Origin of the sequence: Metabacillus arenae, assembly GCF_014773385.1 — a bacterium.
Lineage (GTDB): Bacteria > Bacillota > Bacilli > Bacillales > Bacillaceae > Metabacillus_D > Metabacillus_D arenae.
Genome location: NZ_JACXAI010000033.1, coordinates 1 through 18,525 on the forward strand (window position 1 = coordinate 1; position 18,525 = coordinate 18,525).

Genomic DNA, 18,525 nt, shown 5'->3' on the forward strand with positions numbered 1-18,525 from the left:
TCCTTGTGCTGCGCAGCTTTGGACACCTCGTATCATACCAAGGGGACTTTTTTTATTCAAACCCCATTTTGCTTTAATACAGGAATGCTTTCTGATTATACTGGATTGATTAAAGATCAATTTATTTTTGGAAACGGAACTGATGAATTGATAAGAATGATATGTAGAGCTTACATGGGAACGGATACAAATACAGTAATGTCAGATTTAACTTTTTCTCAATATAAACGAAATGCGATTATTGAGGGGGCAGAGGTCCGAGAGGTTCCTCATATAAATGGTCGACACAATATTCAAGGAATAATTGATGCAGTTGATAAAAGTACAACTGTCGTTTGGATATGTAATCCTAATAATCCTACAGGTGAGTTTGTCCGTCAAAGTGAGCTCATAGAACTCTTAGATAACCTTAGTAAGGATATACTTGTTGTTTGTGATGAGGCATATTACGAATACGTCGATGCTGAAGATTTCCCGAATACAGTATTTTTAATGGAGAAGTATCCCAATTTAATGATTTTGCGAACTTTTTCAAAAGCTTATGGTCTAGCAGCACTTCGTATTGGTTACGGTATGTGTAAAACGGATGTAATCAATGTTTTAGAAACAGTAAGGGAAACATTTAATACTTCCCGTTTAGGCCAAGTGGCTGCAATTGCAGCTTTTGAAGATCAATCTTTTATTAAAGATTGTCACAAGAAAAACCGGGAGGAACTGCAACAATTCTATTCATTTTGTTTGCGATTTGGACTCTCATATTTTCCAACTCAAACTAATTTTATATTTATCGATATGAAAAGAAACACAGATAGTTTAGCTAATCGTCTATTATCTAAAGGATTTATTATTCGTCCGGGTAGTGAGTTTGCATGCCCAACTAGTGTAAGAGTTACGATAGGCAGTTCTAAACAAAACGATGATCTTATTGCATATTTGTCACAATTAATTCAGATGCCGGAAATGATAGAAAAATAGAGTTTTCCGAAGATTGCCTTATCTATTATATATTATTAAGTTTCATTAAAATGGACCGAAAAATAATGGAGGAGTAGTTTAGAAAATATATGTTAAGTGGTACAATAAGATAAACGAAAGTTTTCTAAAACCATAAAAAATGAAACATCCACCGGTTTGGGAGTTTCATTTTTTTATGCTGGAGTTCGGGGGCAGAAGACCGCATGATTAGATCTTCCTCATTCACCTTTATTTTCTTTTACATCAGTTGAATTGACAGTTGGTTTATATCCTAATTCCCTTATAGCTGATTCTACGGACCAAGGGTGATCCAAGTTATCGGAGACAGCATAATAAGTACCGAATTGAATGGTAGAGTCAATTGCGGCAGTAAAAATGTTCACAAGGTCAGTATGAGATAGCATGGTTCTGTTTGTTCGTGGTTTTTTGCTTAGGGCTTCCGTTTCATTCTCAATTACCGTCCCAATTCGTAAATTCACAACGGATAGATTCACATTTTCATCCATTGTAAAAATATCACCTAAATTTTCAGATGCAAGCTTTAGTAGGCCGTAAAGTCCTTTGGAACGAGGATAATCTTTTGTTGTAATCTCTCTTCCCAGCATTGAAAAGCCATTTTCTTCATAATAATCAGTCACATGATTGCTGCTTGCAAAAATAACCTTCGGAATTTTCAGCTCTAAAGCGGCACGGAGAATGTAATACGAAGCTTTAAAGTATATGTCAGTCATTGCTTCAAATTCATTTATATCAGTTATATTATTAGAGGTTTTTATAGCAAGTAAATTCACCAACACATCCGTATCTTTTGGAATCGTGCTAAGAAGACTTTGATAATTGGCAGCATCAACTATAATAAATCGTTTATTATTCGGATCATCCGAAGGATTTTTATCCATTAATTCGACAATATAATCTTCGGAAAGTCCTTTTGCTAATAATTTTCCAACAGTTCCATTCCCGCCGATTATTACAATCTTCTTCAAAATAGTACCCTCCCATCAGTATGTCTTCACTAGTTATAGCCTTGAGGAAGCCTGATCATTCGGTTTTCTATAAGAAAATAAAGGCACTTGGCAAAGTATCGATTGCCTAGCTAACAAGTAACGAAGCTGCCTTATGCCTTATCCACTTCTTTTCCATAAGTAAAAATGTTTGTTTTTCGATTGGATTGTTTATTTGATTGGAATATTCCGTATAAAACGATTAATTCCCCTGCCAATCCAACTGATTGGGCAAGGGCACCTATTGATCCGTTCCATCCTGAAGTCATTTTTATACAGACAAAAAGAATGGTCAGGGTTATGATTAAATTTGCAGATTGACTTATAATTGTTACTTTTGTCTTCTTGCGGAGCATTAGCAACCCATTGAAAAAGTCGACAAATGGAAATGCTAATGCCATTAGCATAAATACTTTCAAAGCTTTTAAACTTTCAATTAATAATTGATTTTTTATCCCCATTACTTGCTCTAAAAAATATACACCCAATGGCGTATAACAAAGGATTCCAATAATAATAACAGGGATGAAGCTAATCATAAAAGTAAATCTTTTCACTTTCACTTCATGTTGATCATAAAAATTGATGACGATTTGATGGATATAACTAAAAAAACTTAAGACTAATTGGATGACACTCAACGCAATGGCGTAACTTGCAATCGCCAGCTCCGTTTCTTCTGTCTTACCTAAAAATATATTGATTGCAGGTCCAATTGATACAGTAATAAAGGAAGATAACATTAACGGACTGTAAAATTGAAAGATTTCAAATTTAGATTTTATGTTCGGCTTTTTTCTTACCGGCATTTTACGGACAAGCAGCCGTGCTTCGATAACACTTACGATACATTCAATGATCATCCCGCAAAGAAATATGTAAGCCCCTGTTCTTCCTGTTATATTACCTGTATGAATAAAATATAAGGACAATAAGTACATGAAAATCAGCCGTATACCCATGCCCATTGTCAGCCATTTCGTCTGCCTGTTATAAATGATAATGCCTTGACTAAAACAACGTAAGGCTGAAAATATCGTTACAATAATAAGGACTTGATAAATTTCTTTTATTTGTTTTACCAACTCGTTTTTAATCCCATAGATCGTAGAAAAAATAAAATTTCCAAAAGAGGTATATGCAACTGCCAAAGACACAATCAACAAACTGGCAATAATATAAAAGGAAAATATCATCATTAATTTTACTGACCCTTTATCTCTTACTAAAGCCGAACAGGTTTGGCGGAGTATGACACCAAGGCGCTCAGTAACGGCGAATAAACTCATTGCTATCGCATAACCAGCGATGATAACTTCTGAATTGTCGCTTCTAGCTAACGTACTGTTAATAATAATGTGAGATAAAGTTACAAGACTTGCGGATAAACCTAATGGAATAAAGAAAAATAGTAATGTTTTTATCTTAAATTGATTTTCCTGCTTAATTGTCATCTTATTACAACACCTTTTTATTTTTATCCCTTATCTCCTACAAGTTCTCTTTTCTTTCTCATTAAACCTTTAAATTTATTCAAACAGATTCAATCCCAGCTGCTCCCGCAGCTTTTTTAATCCATATTTTAACTAGCAGGCTAAAGTGTAAGTTTTTTATTCTTTTTGTATAACTGCAAGATTTATTTAATCAGGTAGGCTTGTTAGGAAAAATTGATTTTAAACACAAGACAGAATGATAATGACTTCATTAGGCTTCAATACAGCGATTTCATCCTTCACGCTTTTCTTGACGGGCACAATGAATAAGGGGATATACCCGTTTCAAGCATCGATTGCTTGTTAGTATATCCCGCTATTTTTATAGTGTCACTCCTGATTTAAAGATGGCCAGTTCTCTGAAATTGTTTTTTTCATTGTTTACAAGCTTGCCACTTGCAACGTCTTTAACATATTCAATGAATTCCGCTAATACATCCTCAGATGAACCGTCTTCTAAAAGGGTTCCGGCGTTAAAGTCGATCCAGTGTTTTTTTGCATGATATAAAGGTGTGTTTGTCGAAATCTTCATCGTTGGAACGAATGTACCAAATGGCGTTCCTCTTCCTGTAGTAAAAAGGACAAGCTGACAGCCAGCGGCGGCTAAAGCTGAAGAAGCAATTAAATCATTTCCGGGTGCACTGAGCAAATTTAGCCCTTTCTTTTTCAATCTCTCCCCGTATTTTAGGACGTCCATCACGGAAGATGTTCCTGCTTTTTGCGTGCAGCCAAGGGATTTATCCTCCAAGGTAGAAATTCCTCCTGCTTTATTTCCTGGTGAAGGATTTTCATAGACGGGCTGTTTATGATCCATAAAATATTGTTTAAAGTCATTAATCAAATCAACCGTTTTTGAGAAAACCTCCTGGTTTGCTGCTCGTTCCATAAGAATCGTTTCCGCTCCAAACATTTCAGGCACCTCAGTTAATACCGTTGTACCTCCTTGTGCAACGAGATAATCAGAAAATTGTCCTAGTAATGGATTTGCGGTGATCCCTGAGAAACCATCTGATCCACCGCATTTAAGTCCAATCTTTAACCCAGCAAGCGGGACTTCTTCCCGTTGATCCTGTTTTGCTTCTTCATAGATTTCTTTTAAAAGTTTTACGCCTGCCTCTACCTCATTGGAAACATCTTGAGATAAAAGGAATTTCACCCTTTTGTTATCGTATTCGCCCAATGAATCTCTAAACTCATAAATGTTATTATTTTCACAGCCCAAGCCTAATACGAGAACACCGCCGGCATTAGGATGCTTTACAGCATTAGCAAGTATAGTTTTAGTATTGACGTGATCATCCCCAAGCTGGGAACAGCCATAATTGTGTTTGAGGACAAGAATGTTATCAAAAGGGCTGATATCTCCTTGTTCCTGCTTAAATTCCTGAATAATTAAATCAGCAATTCCGTTTACACACCCTACAGTAGGAACGATCCATAATTCGTTTCGAATGCCTGCTTGGCCATCCTTTCTTTTAAATCCCTTAAATGTCGCAGGCTCTTTTGAATATGGGTTCGGGTATAGCTTTTGCTGATAACGATAGTCTTCAAGCCCTTCCAGGTTCGTTATTATATTATGATCATGAACATGCTGCCCTGCTTGAATAGTCTGTTTGGCATGGCCGATCGGTGCTCCATATTTCATTACATGCTTTCCTTTTTCTATTACGGTTAAAGCGATTTTATGCCCTCTTTCAACCGGTTCTTTTAAATAAATTACTTTTCCATCTAAATAGACAGGCTCATTTTCACTTAAATTTGTTAATGCAACTGCCACATTATCCTGCTCATTAATTTTCAAATACTTTTTCACAAGGAAGCCCTCCTTACTGAAAGTACGTCCTGCACGGCTTCCTTCATACCGACTTGATGAATTTTTATTAAAAACTTTGAGACAAGTTCCGTTAGCCCCTCTATCTCTGTTAAATCCCGGTTCCAAAGTTTCTCATTTGCCAGAACTCTTGCAGCTACTCTCTCTAATCCTTCTTCTGTTCCATCGCAGTCTTTCCACAATTCTTCAAAAAAAGTTAAAATCTCTTTATCATCAGCAAGGGCAATTCCTTCTGACCCGCGTTTTCCTTTGTAAAATTGGATTAAGGCACTAAGGGAAAAAACGAGTTTTTGCGGCAATTGCTGATATTTCTCATAATAGTCTAATAAAGTCGGTAAATTTCTAGTTTTGTATTTTGAAATCGAATTAAGCGCAATGCTTGATAAATAATGTTTTAAAAATGGATTGCTAAATCGATCCAAAGTGTCCTTTCCATATAGCTCCAATTCCTCCTTAGGCAGATCCAAAGTCGGAATAATCTCCTTATAAATAAGTTCTTCTACAAATTGTTTCGTTTCTTCAGTTGTGACAGCTTCTCTTACGGTTTCTATTCCTGCCAGGTAAGCAACAGGAGTCATGGCCGTATGGGCTCCATTTAAAATTCGAACCTTCCTCATCCGATATGGACTGATGTCTTGAACAAATTTTACATTCAGCCCCGCTTTTTCTGCAGGAAATTCTTGTTCAATCCATTTCGGCCCTTCAATGACGAACAAATGATACTGCTCTCCTACAACGATTAGTTCATCCTCAAACCCCAAGCTTTCGGTCATTTCCTTAATAGAATCCTTTGGATACCCAGGCACAATCCGGTCCACCAACGTACAGCAAAATGTATTGGCTTTGTGAATCCAATGAATGAATGGTTCTTCAAGGCTCCATAGATCAGCATATTGAAGGATTACTTTTTTTAGCTCCCTCCCATTGTGCTCAATTAATTCACAAGGAATGATAATAAGTCCTTTCTTCTCATCTCCTTTAAAAGCCTTAAAGCGGTGATAAAGAAAGTCCGTTAATTTCCCTGGAAAACTTTTCTGCAGGTTATCATTTAAACGATCCTCTTTGTTAAAAACAATCCCAGCCTCTGTTGTATTTGAGAAAACAAAACGCAATTCCGGCTTCTCAGCTAAAGAAAAAAACTCTTTCTGATCTGTGAGTAAGTTAATGCCCCTGCTTATACTATTAATAACATGGTGTTCTCTGACTGGTTTTGAACCTTTTATCCCTTGTAAAAAAAGAGTGAACAAACCGTCTTGGTTGTTTAGCTTTTCTACTGTACCGCTATTTGTAGATTGTGCCACGACTATACTTCCGTTAAACCCTGCGTTCTTGTTCATTTTGTCAATTTGCCAATCAGTAAATGCTCTAAGAAAATTGCCTGTTCCAAATTGGAGCACCTTCTCAGGATACTTGTTGTAATCAGTCCATGTTTGCTTATTTAATTTTTGCATCTAAAAACCTCCTTTTTATGCACACGTGAACATTTTTTGACAGAGAGGGTTTCCCCTTTTTATTTACTATTTATGTTACTAACTGAGTTTCTAATGATAAGTTCGGTATTAATGAATTGTTTTTCCCCGCGTTCTGCAGGCTGATCCATTAATTGTAATATTCTTTCCGCCCCTGCTTTACTGATTTTTTCGATCGGTCTTTTTACAGTTGTCAACGTCGGAATCGTATATTGTGAAAAGCCAATATCATCAAATCCAATAATCGATAACTCATCGGGTACAGAAAGACCCGCTTCAAAAGCAGCGTTCATTGCACCAATTGCCATATCATCATTAGCGCAAAAGATTGCGGAAGGAGGGCGCTCTAACTTTAAGAGCTGCTTCAATCCATCGTACCCGCTTTGCATATCATAGTTTCCCTTAATCATATATTCTTTCCTCGGTTGTATTTGCCGGTCAATTAATGCATGAAGAAAACCTGCTTTTCTTTCATGAGCCGAACGGAAATCTTCTCTTCCTTCGATAAGGGCGATTTGCTGATGACCACTATCCATTAAGTAGTTGACCGCTTGATAGGCTCCTTCTTTATCATTAGAAAGAATATTGGTAACAGAGCGATCTTCTAATTCCCGATTCAGGACAACCAAGGGAATGTTCTTGTCTAAAACATGATAAATAAACGTATTATCTTCATCACTTTGGCTCATTAACAGGATCCCATCAAACCGTTTATTGGTGATAAAGGAATAATCTTCGTAATCACTAATACCCCGGATAAACAGATTGAAGTTTTCATCGATTACACTATTTACTCCTTTAATCGCTTCAACTAGAAAGCTCGATGAAGTGCCATCTGCTATACTCGTGAAAAACAAGCCGATTGTATAGGATTTTTGCAGAACCAATCCTCTCGCATGATAATCGGGAGAATAATTTAATTTTTCGGCTATTTCCAATATCTTTCTCTTGGTCGCTTCTTTAATATGAGGACTATTATTCATCGCTCTTGAAACGGTTGTATGTGAGACATTTGCTAATTTTGCAATATCTTTTATAGTAACTCCCATTGGCATACCCTTCCTTTAACTACAAGTAAATAAAGAATAGCACACTTTTGCGACAGGAAAACTATCCAAAGTGATATTTCCTGCCTTGTTAGGAACGAAAAGCGCAAAGTACGAGTCTTTCGGCGACAAGAGGAAGACGACTTGTCTGGAAGGTTGCTCTTTAACCTTTCTAGCGAATTGGCTTATGACCTAGATACAGATTGCGCTTGGCCGGCAAAGACTTCACACCCTTATCCATGTCGGCACGAGGACGTTCATTCCGGCTGGGCTGGATATCGACAGCTAGCAGGAACATATTAATACTTTCATTTACTTAAACTTTTTGATCTTGCAACGAACGCACCTTTTTTTCAAAGTTGAAATATTCATTTGCATTTTGATAAGAGATCCCCTGGACAATGCCTCCTAAAAATTCTAGATCATTTGGGACTTCTCCATTTTCCACCCAATCTCCAATTAAATTGCAAACTAACCGTCTAAAATATTCATGCCTTGGATAAGATAAAAAGCTTCTAGAATCGGTAAGCATGCCAATAAAACGGCTGAGCAATCCAACATTAGATAACGCTTTCATTTGTTCTTGCATTCCGTCCTTTGTATCATTGAACCACCAAGCTGAACCAAACTGAATTTTTCCCGGAATGCCGCCGCCTTGAAAGCTTCCAATCATGCTTGCTATGATGTAGTTATCATTTGGGTTTAAGGAATAAAGAATCGTTTTTGGAAGTGAATTTACTTTTTCTAATGAATCCAATAATTGATAAAGGGGTTTTGCTATGCCTTCATCGTTAATACTATCAAAGCCTGTATCAGGTCCTAATTGTTGGAACATTTTTGTATTGGTATTTCTCATTGCATTAATATGAAATTGCATGGCCCAATCTAACTTTGAATACATTCCCCCTAAAAATTTCAAAGTAAAGGACTTATATTTTTTCTCTTCTTCTAATGTGACTTTCTCTCCGTTCAGTGCTTTTGAAAAAATTTCACTTGCCTCTTCCTTCGTTGCTTCTGCAAACATCATTGTATCAATCGCATGGTCGGAAACCCTGCCTCCATGAGAATGGAAAAACTCAACCCTTGAGCTCAGCGCCATTAGAAACCCTTCGTAGTTGTTAACCGGCAGGTTTGCAGCAGCCCCTAATTTTTCCACCCATTGAAGGAATCCTTGTCTATTAATCTCCAATCCTTTATCAGGCCTGAAGCTAGGAAAAACCTGGACCTCAAAATCTTTAACATTTTTGATTTTCTGATGATATTCAAGTGAATCAACAGGGTCATCTGTCGTGCAAATCACTTTAACATTTGACCTGCTAATAAGATCTCTTGCAGCATATCCTTCTTTATTTAATAAAGCGTTTACTTTTCCCCAAATAGCTGGCGCTGTATGTTCATTTAAGACATCATATACACCAAAGAAGCGTTGAAGCTCTAAGTGAGTCCAGTTATAAAGCGGATTTCCTATCGTCTTTGGAACTGTTTTCGCCCATGCTAGAAATTTCTCATAATCGCTTGCGTTTCCAGTAATATATTCTTCATCGACTCCGTTGCTTCTCATGACTCGCCACTTATAGTGATCCCCATATAACCAAGCTTCGGTTATATTATTAAATCTCTTATTTTCAAAAATCTCCTGTGGACTTAAATGACAGTGATAATCAATAATCGGCATATCTTTTGCATAGCGATGATACAAAGCGGAGGCTGTTTCATTTGATAATAAAAAGTCTTCTCCCATAAATGGTTTCAATCTAATCACCTTCTCATTTAATTTTGTTCACGTGAACATTTTATTCTATTTAAAAACAGATTATTAAACTTTTTAACACTTTTCATTATGTTCACGTGAACATTTATCTATATTTTAATCATTTTTTCTAAAAGTTTCAATTATTAATAGACTAAAAGAGCAAAAAAGGATTCACGAAAAGCGCAAGGCGCCCGCTTATCGGCGACAAGCATAAGACGAGCCGGCTGGAAGGTTGTTCTATAACCTTCTCGGGCGGATTGGCTTATAACCTAAGAGCCGATGGCGCCTGGAGCTGGACAACAACAACTAACTTTAATGCGTTAATACTTTAATCTACTTAAAATTTCTGAAACTAGAACAAAAAGATTGAAGAATTCATCCTTTTTTGTTTCTATCCTTAGAGCATTCCTATCCATTTTGCCTCAATGATCTGAATGAACATTGAAAGTAAGCTTGATCATTATTCAAATAAGGAATACATAGAATGATTGGCCAAGCGAAAATTCGTTTTTTCAAGCCTAATTGCTTAAGTGTTTACAACTCTCAGCTTTTGCTTGTTCAAGAACTTCCTTAATAGAGATCCAGGTCCCCTTCTCGGCAGATTTTTCTACTGCTTCTAAAACAGCTTGGTTTAACAATCCATCTTCAAAATTTGGAGTTGGGATGATCCCTTCTGAAATTCCATCTATTAAAGTTTTCAATAGGTTAATAAAAGTATGTTCATACCCAATAATATGTCCTGGCGGCCAATATGCACCTGCAAACGGATGAACTTCTTCCGTACAATTAATAGTCCTAAAACCTTGCAGACCTTTAGGATCATTATCAAAATAGACTTCTAAGTTATTCATATTTTCCATATCCCATCGAATAGAGCCTTTTTCGCCATTAATTTCAAAACGATTGCCATTACGGTTTCCTCCGGCAAACCGGGTAGCCTCAAATACGCCAAATGCACCATTACTAAACTTTGCAAGAAAAGCAGTGGCATCATCTACATCGACCTGGCCAGTCTTATCACTTGCTGTACTTCCACTCAATCCGTCACTATCAGTACTTATTGGTCTTTCTTTAATAAATGTTTGCATCATTCCAGTAACTTCGCTAAATTCTCCGATTAAAAACCGCGCCAAATCAATAATGTGAGCTCCTATATCTCCGTGGGCCCCATACCCGGTCACTTCTTTCTTTAGTCTCCATACGAGCGGGATTTTTGGATCCATGATCCAATCTTGTAAATAGTGAGCTCTTATATGATAGATCTTCCCAAGCTTACCTTCCTCAATTAGTTTCTTGGCCATCTGGACTGCAGGAGTATAGCGATAGTTATGGCAGATCATATGAACAACATTGTTTTCCTTTACAGTCTCTAGAATTCGATAAGCTTCAGCTGTCGTCATTGCAAGAGGCTTTTCGCAAAGAATATGCTTCCCTGCCCTGGCCGCTGCAATTGTCATTTCTACATGAGTATTGTTCGGGGTAACGATATCAATTAAGTCAATCTCTTCATCTTCAAGAAGGTTTTTCCAATTGGTTGTATAACCTTGAAATCCATAATGCTCTGAAGCTTTTTTAACTCCTTCTGGATTCCTCCCTGCTACCGTTTTAAGCACGGGAACAGCACTGTTTTCAAAGTAAAACGGTAGATCACGATAAGCATGAGAATGTGCTTTCCCCATAAATTTGTATCCAATCAACCCTACATTGATCTTTTTCTTTTCGACCACCAAATTTCACCTGCTCTTTCTTTTATTAATAGGTTTTTAGAATGAAATTTTTTATTAGCTGGTAAAACCGCTTTTGCCTCTTACAATCTTTTATTTATTTGCCGCACCACCTTTTTACTGGCCGCACCGACCCGCTTACTTTCCCTATCGCGGGTTTTACTGGCTGATTCCGAACATTTTTTGGCCGCATATGCGATTTTAGTTTCCTTAAATCAAAATTTTTGACCGAACTGGGGGTTTATTAGCGGGTTTTTCTTGGTTCTGGCTTTACTATTTGTTTTTTGGCGGATTCAAATACTGACACCATCATCAAATAATCCTTTGTATCTTTATTTCTACACTATCTTCAATCAAACCTGCATTCCCGGCACAATGAATCGACAGATTATTTTACAAGGCGTTCTTAATACATTATGTGTACCCTTTTCAGATCTGGCATGAAACCTATTAAACATGATGTGTAATCACCATTTGTCAGACCATTGCGAATGACAAAAAATGTTAATATTAAGCACCCAGGATTAAGCCTCTTGGCATTAAATATTAACCAAAAACTAACCCCGAAAATTTCAACAGTTTTTCTTTCTAAATCTGATGCAAAGAAAAAAGATGAACATTCAAGATACGAAATGTTCATCTTTTTTCCATTATTATTTTAATTCTTCCATCTTCACACTATCCATATCAGTAAAGGTATAATTTTCACCAGCCATTGCCCAGATGAATGTGTAGTTGTTTGTACCTACCCCTGAATGTATCGACCATGGCGGTGAAAGGACAGCTTGTTCATTCTTCACGACAAGATGGCGGGTTTCGTTTGGTTCTCCCATAAAGTGGAATACTCTTGAATCCTCTTGATCTAAATCGAAATATAAGTAAACTTCCATTCTACGGTCATGAAGATGGGCAGGCATTGTGTTCCACATATTATTTGGCTCTAATAGAGTCATCCCCATCATTAATTGACAGCTTTGAATGCCGTCTTGGTGAATGTACTTGTAGATTGTTCGTTTATTGGATTCGCTGTCTGATCCAAGTCTGTTCGGTTCCGCTTCTTCGATCGGAATTTTCTTTGTAGGGTACTGTTTATGAGCTAGTGAAGATACAAAATAAAACTTTGCTGGATCGCTTGAGTTGCTGCTTTCAAATGTTACCTCTTGATTTCCCAGCCCAACGTACAAGCAGTCGCGTTTATTTAATGAATATTCCTGCCCATCTACAACTACTTTTCCTTCTGCACCGATATTTATAATTCCGACTTCCCGTCTTTCTAAGAAATACTCTGTTTTAAGAGTTTCCTTATCTTCTAGTGTAAGGGAACCATTTATTGGGATCGCTCCTCCTGTTACAACTCTGTCATAGTGGGAATACACCATGTTGATTTCCCCTGCTGCAAATAAAGAATCGATTAAAAATTCACTTCTTAAACGTTCCGTTGTGTACTGTTTTACATCATTTGGATTCGTTGTATGTCTTACTTCCATTTTATTCATCTCCTCTAATTGGTTTTAATCTGTTTACGCAAACTTCCTATGAGCGATCTTAATTCTATGAGCGAAATTTCTTCTATGTGCGATTTGCCTAGATCTATGCGTGATTCTTGGCTTCCTTTGAGCAAGATTCGCTTCCCTTTGAGCGAAATTTCTTCCTCTATGCGCGAGCTGCCCGGGTCAATGTGCGATCTTAATTCTAGGATGTGTAACTAGAAGCATTCGGAGATCTGTTGATTACCTCTATAGTCACTACTAGCTGCAACCTAATAGAGAACAGCCTTTGCTTAAGAGCTCATCCATCCGCCGTCCACACATAAAATGTGTCCGTTTACATAACTTGCTGCATCTGATGCAAGAAAAACAACCGCCCCTTGCAGGTCTTCAGGAGTTCCCCAGCGGCCTTGCGGGATTCTAGAGGTAATGGAAGCATTTCGATCGGCGTTTTCTCTAATCGGTGCTGTATTATCAGTCTCCATATAGCCAGGCGCAATTCCGTTTACGTTAACACCTTTGCTCGCCCACTCGTTGGCAAATGATTTTGTTAATCCTGCCACTGCATGTTTGCTTGCCGTGTAAGCCGGCACTTTTAACCCGCCTTGAAAGGATAGCATCGAAGCAACATTAATGATTTTTCCCGATCCATTTTCAATCATATGCTTGCCAACTTCCCTGCATAACTGAAAGACTGAATGTTGATTCACTTGTATGACATCAAGCCAATCCTCATCCTCAAACTGGGCCGCTTCTGCCCTGCGAATAATACCTGCGTTATTTACTAAAATATCAATCCGGTTTTCAAGCGCTAAAGCTTCACTAACCAGTTCATATGCTGCTCCTTGTTTTGACAAGTCAACTTTTAATTCATGAAAAATGCTGCCAACTGATTCAACCTGCTGCTTTGTTTCAGTCATGTCACTCATACCAGCACCGATTACAGTGGCACCTGCCTTTGCAAGGCCAACAGCCATTCCCTGACCTAAACCTCTGCTCGCACCTGTAAGCAATGCAACTTTACCTTCCAATGAGAACAATTTGTTCATCTTTTCTAACCTCCTTTTTGTTTGTAAATGTTCTTTTATGTTCACTATAGTTCGATTATAGCACATAAAAAGAGGATGACAACTCTAAATTTATAAGCTGTCATCCTCTTTCATTGCTAGAAGCTAAATAAACCCTGATTCCCCTTGCTACCAACTCTTTTTCAAAATGCTGCTCTAATTTATCATCTGTCACAATTTCATTAATTTCCTCTAAAGAAGCAAATTGAATAAGTGCTGACTTACCGAACTTTGTGGAATCAGCCAGTAATGTAACTTGGTTTGCATTATCAATAATTTGTTTTTTCCAATCGGCGTGAATAGTGTTCAGCACTGTCAATCCCTGTTCCAAAGATACTCCTGTTGTTCCAAAAAATAAGCGATTGACTCTGATTCTTTGCAGCAGACTGCTTGCTTGTGCTCCCATTAAGGAGGCTGATTGACCAATCTTTGTTCCTCCTAGTACCATTAATTGAACCTTTTCTTTTTCCAATAAAGAATAGGCGATCTTTACATCATTTGTAATAACCGTTACTGGATCATTACCGAGAAGTTCAGCAAGTGCGAGCGTTGTACTGCCGCCATCCATAAGAATCGTGTCATTCGGCTTTATGAGCATTAAGGCTTGCTTTGCAATTGCCATTTTGATCTCACTATGTCCAGACTGTCTTTCTTGAATCGGCAGCATCCGATCTTCATCTTCAGCAAGCATTGCGCCTCCATGTATTCGATTTAACAAACCTCTTTGTTCAAGTATTTCCAGGTCTCCTCTGATTGTTTTTTCGGTAACTTCTAAAAGCTTGCTAAGTTCTGAGACCTTTACAATCTTATTTTTTTCTAGGTAATACACAATTTTTTCATATCGTTCTACCGAAAGCATGATACCCTCCCGAATACTAATTATTATGACCTATTATAGAACAATTTCGAACAAAAACAAACATTACAAATGAAGTCAATTTAATTTATTCAGTTTGTAACACAATTGAAAAACTACTCTGTTATAATGATTTTTATTCCCGGAAAAATAGATAAAGGATGAAGTGGAATGAATTTAAAAAATATTGATTTCAAAAAGGAACTAAAAGGGAAATATTCGTTTTTCTTTTTAGTTGTTTTGTTATTTTGGTTAAAAACATATGCGACTTATTTAATAGAGTTTAATTTAGGGCTACAAAATTTCATGCAGCATTTTTTGTTGTTTTTTAACCCATTAAGTTCAGCTCTATTATTTTTTGGTCTTGCTCTATTTTGGAAGGGCGGTGCCCGAAAAATAGCATTCGTCCTAATCAACTTGGTGCTGTCATTTGTTCTTTATGCAAATGTTGTCTACTATCGTTTTTTTGATGACTTTATCACGATCCCTGTTATTATGCAGGCCAAAGTGAATAGTGGAATAGGCGGCAGCGCTTTTGAATTGTTAACACCTTTTGATAGTTTATACTTTTTAGATACAATGATTATCCTTACTTTGATTGTTTTGAAAAAAGTCAAACCACAGGAAAAATTGCGATTTCGCGCAGTGTCTGGAGTTTTAGGATCAGCGGTTCTTGTTTTCCTGATTAATTTAGGATTAGCAGAAATTGATCGTCCTGAATTGTTAACGCGCAGCTTTGATCGAAACTATTTAGTTAAGTATCTGGGAACCTACAATTTTACAATTTATGACACCATTCAAAACTCGAAGATTTCAACTCAGCGGGCACTTGCCGACAGCAGTGAAATTACAGAGGTTGAAAACTATGTGAAAGCAAACAACCCTGAACCAAATCCAGAATATTTTGGAAAGGCGAAAGGGATGAATGTTGTTTACGTGTCAATGGAATCTCTTCAATCGTTTGTAATTGATTATAAAGTGAATGGGAAAGAAGTGACTCCATTTTTAAATTCATTAGTTGAAGATGAAGGAGCTTTTTACTTTGATAACTTCTTCCATCAAACCGGCCAGGGGAAAACTTCTGATGCTGAATTTATGATGGAAAACTCTCTGTATCCGCTGCCGCAAGGGTCTGTGTTTATGACTCATGCTGAGAATACGTTTCAGTCTGCGCCAGCCATTTTGAAATCAAAAGGCTACACTTCAGCGGTGTTTCATGGAAACTATAAAACGTTCTGGAACCGTTCAGAAATCTATCGTTCTTTTGGGTACGACCACTTTTTTGATGCAACCTATTATAATATGGACAATAAAGAAGAACTTGTCGATTATGGATTAAAGGATAAGCCATTTTTTGAAGAATCAATGCCGATGCTGGAAGGGCTGCCTCAACCGTTTTACTCAAAATTCATTTCTCTTTCAAATCATTTTCCTTTTGATAAGCATGAAAATGATACAGATTTTGCTGAAGGGGAATTTGGTGACGGCGTGGTTAATCGTTATTTCCAAACAGCTCATTACATGGACCAGGCATTGGAGCAATTTTTCAATGATCTTAAGGATTCTGGACTATATGACAACACAGTCGTTGTTTTATACGGTGACCATTACGGAGTTTCAGAAAATCATAATGATGCCATGTCTAAAGTGCTTGGAGAAGATATTACAGATGTTAAAAACGCTGATTTGCAGCGTGTGCCATTGTTTATTCATGTTCCAGGCATGGAAGGTGAAGTCAACCACACCTATAGCGGTCAAATAGATGTACGTCCAACATTGATGCACTTATTAGGTGTTGAGACCAAGGATTATATTGAGTTCGGCCAGGATCTTTTCTCAGAAGATCGTAAGGAAATCGTTCCTTTCCGTAACGGTGATGTCATATCAGAAAAGTTCTCTGATATAAAAGGTGTTTGCTACGATAACGAATCAGGCAAACCAGTCGATGAAAAAATGTGTACAAATATAAAAGACGACGCGACAAAACGATTAAGTCTGTCGGACAAAGTTATCTACGAAGACTTATTACGTTTTTATAAGCCAAAAAACTACGAGCCAATCGATCGGAAAGACTATCAATATATAAATCCGAATCCGAAAAACTCTCCAACAGAAGAGAAAGCACAAAAAGGAGAAAACACGGAATAATAATAGGGCTGCCTACACAGTAAAAACGTGAAAGGCAGCCCTTTTTTATTTATTAATTGAACGCTTATTCGAGTAATTTGCACCCTTTTTAAAATAATTGCACCGTCAGACGATATTTGCACCGTTATCAAACTAATAGCATCATCAGCCAATTAATTGAGCGCTTACCGAAATTATGCACTTTCATCCGATTATTTGCTCCTTATTAGCCGTCACTCTTCATTGTTTACTACAAAATTGTATCAGACCCGCTAACTATCCTTTTGCGATCCTTTCTTCAATTGGAAAATAGTTCGCTGCATTGTGATAGCATATATCCTGAATGATTGAGCCAATATGAGTTGGATCTTCTGGCAGCTCGCCTTCATTTATCCATGTTCCGAACAGATTACATAGTATTCTTCTAAAGTATTCATGTCTAGGGTAGGATAAAAAGCTTCTTGAATCTGTGAGCATTCCGACAAATGTACTGAGCAGCCCTTGATTGGCGAGAGTTAGTAATTGTTTTTCCATGCCGTCCTTTTGGTCATTAAACCACCAGCCGGAGCCAAATTGCATTTTCCCTTTTATGCCGGGGGCTTGGAAGTTCCCGATTGTCGTTGCCACAATGTCATTATGTGATGGATTCAGATTGTAGATAATGGTTTTAGGCAGCTTGTTTCTTTGATCCAGCTCATCAAAAAAGGAATTCAAGCTTTCAGCTAAATCAAAGTCTCTGATGGAATCACAGCCAATATCTCTGCCAATCTGTTTAAGCTTTTTCGTATTGTTATTTCTTAAGGCTCCTATGTGCATTTGCATAACCCAGCCGAGGTCATGATAGAATTCTCCCAATACCGTTAATAAATAGCTTTGATAGATTCCTTGTTCCTCATAAGTCGGACTAACACCTTGTTTCGCTTTATAAAAAATCTCTTCTGCTTTTTCTTCGTTTGCATGAGCATAAGGAAATGTTGAAAATCCATGATCAGCTCCTCTGCAGCCTCTCTTATGAAAATAGTCCATTCTGTCTCTAATAGCTTGAATGAATTCATCAAATGATTGGATGTCTCGGTTCGTCTCCTGTTCTAAAGATAGAAGGTAATTAGGAAATGACTCTTCACCTATCGCAAGCAGTTTATCCGGACGAAATGTTGGGACTACTTTAAACGATTTTTCATCAAGCTTTTCGTGCCATTCAAGGTTGTCTGTTGGATCATCTGTCGTACAAATAACTTTGACATTGAACTTTTTTATTAAGCCTTGGGCAGAAAATGACTCCTGCTGCAATTGTTCATTGCAGAGCTCCCAAATCCTATCCGCATTTTGCGGGGTTAATAGCTCATCGATGCCGAAATACCGCTTCAATTCTAAATGTGACCAGTGATAAAGCGGATTTCCAATTGTATAAGGCAATGTTTTTGACCAGGCGAGAAACTTCTCGTAATCAGAAGCCTCGCCGGTTATATACTTCTCCTCTATGCCAAACGCTCTCATCGCTCTCCATTTATAATGATCTCCTTTTAGCCAAATATCTGTTAGATTCAGAAAGGTTTTGTCTTGTGCAATTTCTTTCGGATCTAAATGACAATGGAAATCAAATATCGGCATCTGCTCCGCGTAGTCATGGTACAGCATTTTCGACCATTTATTTTTTAATAAAAAGTCATCTTTAATAAATGTCACAGTCATC

General features: G+C 37.4%; 13 protein-coding genes. 2 read left to right on the plus strand and 11 right to left on the minus strand.

Translation table 11 applies throughout. The annotated features are described in order from the left end of the window. The coding region (gene hisC, locus IC621_RS20220; RefSeq protein ID WP_191160822.1) for a histidinol-phosphate transaminase at nt 1-975 on the plus strand (975 nt) is incomplete at its 5' end. Nucleotides 976-1,193: 218 nt separating this feature from the next. On the opposite strand, the gene IC621_RS20225 is transcribed toward hisC, so the two are convergent. From IC621_RS20225 to IC621_RS20270, 10 genes are all read right to left on the minus strand, one after another. Further along, nucleotides 1,194-1,961, minus strand: coding sequence for an NAD-dependent epimerase/dehydratase family protein (locus tag IC621_RS20225; RefSeq protein ID WP_191160824.1), 768 nt, complete (start codon nt 1,959-1,961; stop codon nt 1,194-1,196). 131 nt (nt 1,962-2,092) lie between these two features. Continuing rightward, entirely contained in the window at nt 2,093-3,433 is a 1,341-nt protein-coding gene (locus IC621_RS20230; RefSeq protein WP_191160826.1) for a multi antimicrobial extrusion protein MatE, read from the minus strand. 361 nt (nt 3,434-3,794) lie between these two features. Next, the gene (locus tag IC621_RS20235; RefSeq protein ID WP_191160828.1) at nt 3,795-5,285 is read right to left on the minus strand and encodes a UxaA family hydrolase; all 1,491 of its coding nucleotides are present in this window, start codon (nt 5,283-5,285) and stop codon (nt 3,795-3,797) included. Then, nucleotides 5,282-6,754 carry a tagaturonate reductase gene (locus IC621_RS20240; protein ID WP_191160830.1) on the minus strand — a complete coding sequence of 491 codons (1,473 nt, stop codon included), beginning with the start codon at nt 6,752-6,754 and terminating at the stop codon, nt 5,282-5,284. Before IC621_RS20240 ends, IC621_RS20235 begins: the two co-directional genes overlap by 4 nt. Nucleotides 6,755-6,813: 59 nt before the next feature. After that, nucleotides 6,814-7,821, minus strand: coding sequence for a LacI family DNA-binding transcriptional regulator (locus IC621_RS20245; protein ID WP_191160832.1), 1,008 nt, complete (start codon nt 7,819-7,821; stop codon nt 6,814-6,816). Nucleotides 7,822-8,134: 313 nt separating this feature from the next. After that, entirely contained in the window at nt 8,135-9,559 is a 1,425-nt protein-coding gene (uxaC, locus tag IC621_RS20250; RefSeq protein ID WP_191160945.1) for a glucuronate isomerase, read from the minus strand. A 530-nt stretch (nt 9,560-10,089) separates the two neighbouring features. Continuing rightward, nucleotides 10,090-11,301, minus strand: a complete 1,212-nt coding sequence (locus IC621_RS20255) for a Gfo/Idh/MocA family protein (protein WP_224752685.1) — start codon at nt 11,299-11,301, stop codon at nt 10,090-10,092. A 647-nt stretch (nt 11,302-11,948) separates the two neighbouring features. Continuing rightward, entirely contained in the window at nt 11,949-12,782 is an 834-nt protein-coding gene (kduI, locus tag IC621_RS20260; protein WP_191160835.1) for a 5-dehydro-4-deoxy-D-glucuronate isomerase, read from the minus strand. 293 nt (nt 12,783-13,075) lie between these two features. Continuing rightward, on the minus strand, nt 13,076-13,831 hold the full coding sequence (kduD, locus tag IC621_RS20265; RefSeq protein ID WP_191160837.1) for a 2-dehydro-3-deoxy-D-gluconate 5-dehydrogenase KduD: 756 nt from the start codon (nt 13,829-13,831) through the stop codon (nt 13,076-13,078). Between the two features lie 100 nt (nt 13,832-13,931). Continuing rightward, nucleotides 13,932-14,708, minus strand: coding sequence for a DeoR/GlpR family DNA-binding transcription regulator (locus tag IC621_RS20270; RefSeq protein ID WP_191160839.1), 777 nt, complete (start codon nt 14,706-14,708; stop codon nt 13,932-13,934). A 168-nt stretch (nt 14,709-14,876) separates the two neighbouring features. Here IC621_RS20270 and IC621_RS20275 point away from each other — a divergent pair, with 168 nt between their 5' ends. After that, nucleotides 14,877-16,853: an LTA synthase family protein gene (locus tag IC621_RS20275; protein ID WP_191160841.1), complete on the plus strand. Its 1,977-nt coding sequence runs from the start codon at nt 14,877-14,879 to the stop codon at nt 16,851-16,853. Between the two features lie 255 nt (nt 16,854-17,108). Here IC621_RS20275 and uxaC (IC621_RS20280) read toward each other — a convergent pair whose 3' ends face one another. Continuing rightward, nucleotides 17,109-18,524 (minus strand): glucuronate isomerase, encoded by a 1,416-nt coding sequence (uxaC, locus tag IC621_RS20280; RefSeq protein WP_191160843.1) that lies wholly within the window; start codon nt 18,522-18,524, stop codon nt 17,109-17,111. Between the last annotated feature and the right edge of the window lies 1 nt (nt 18,525).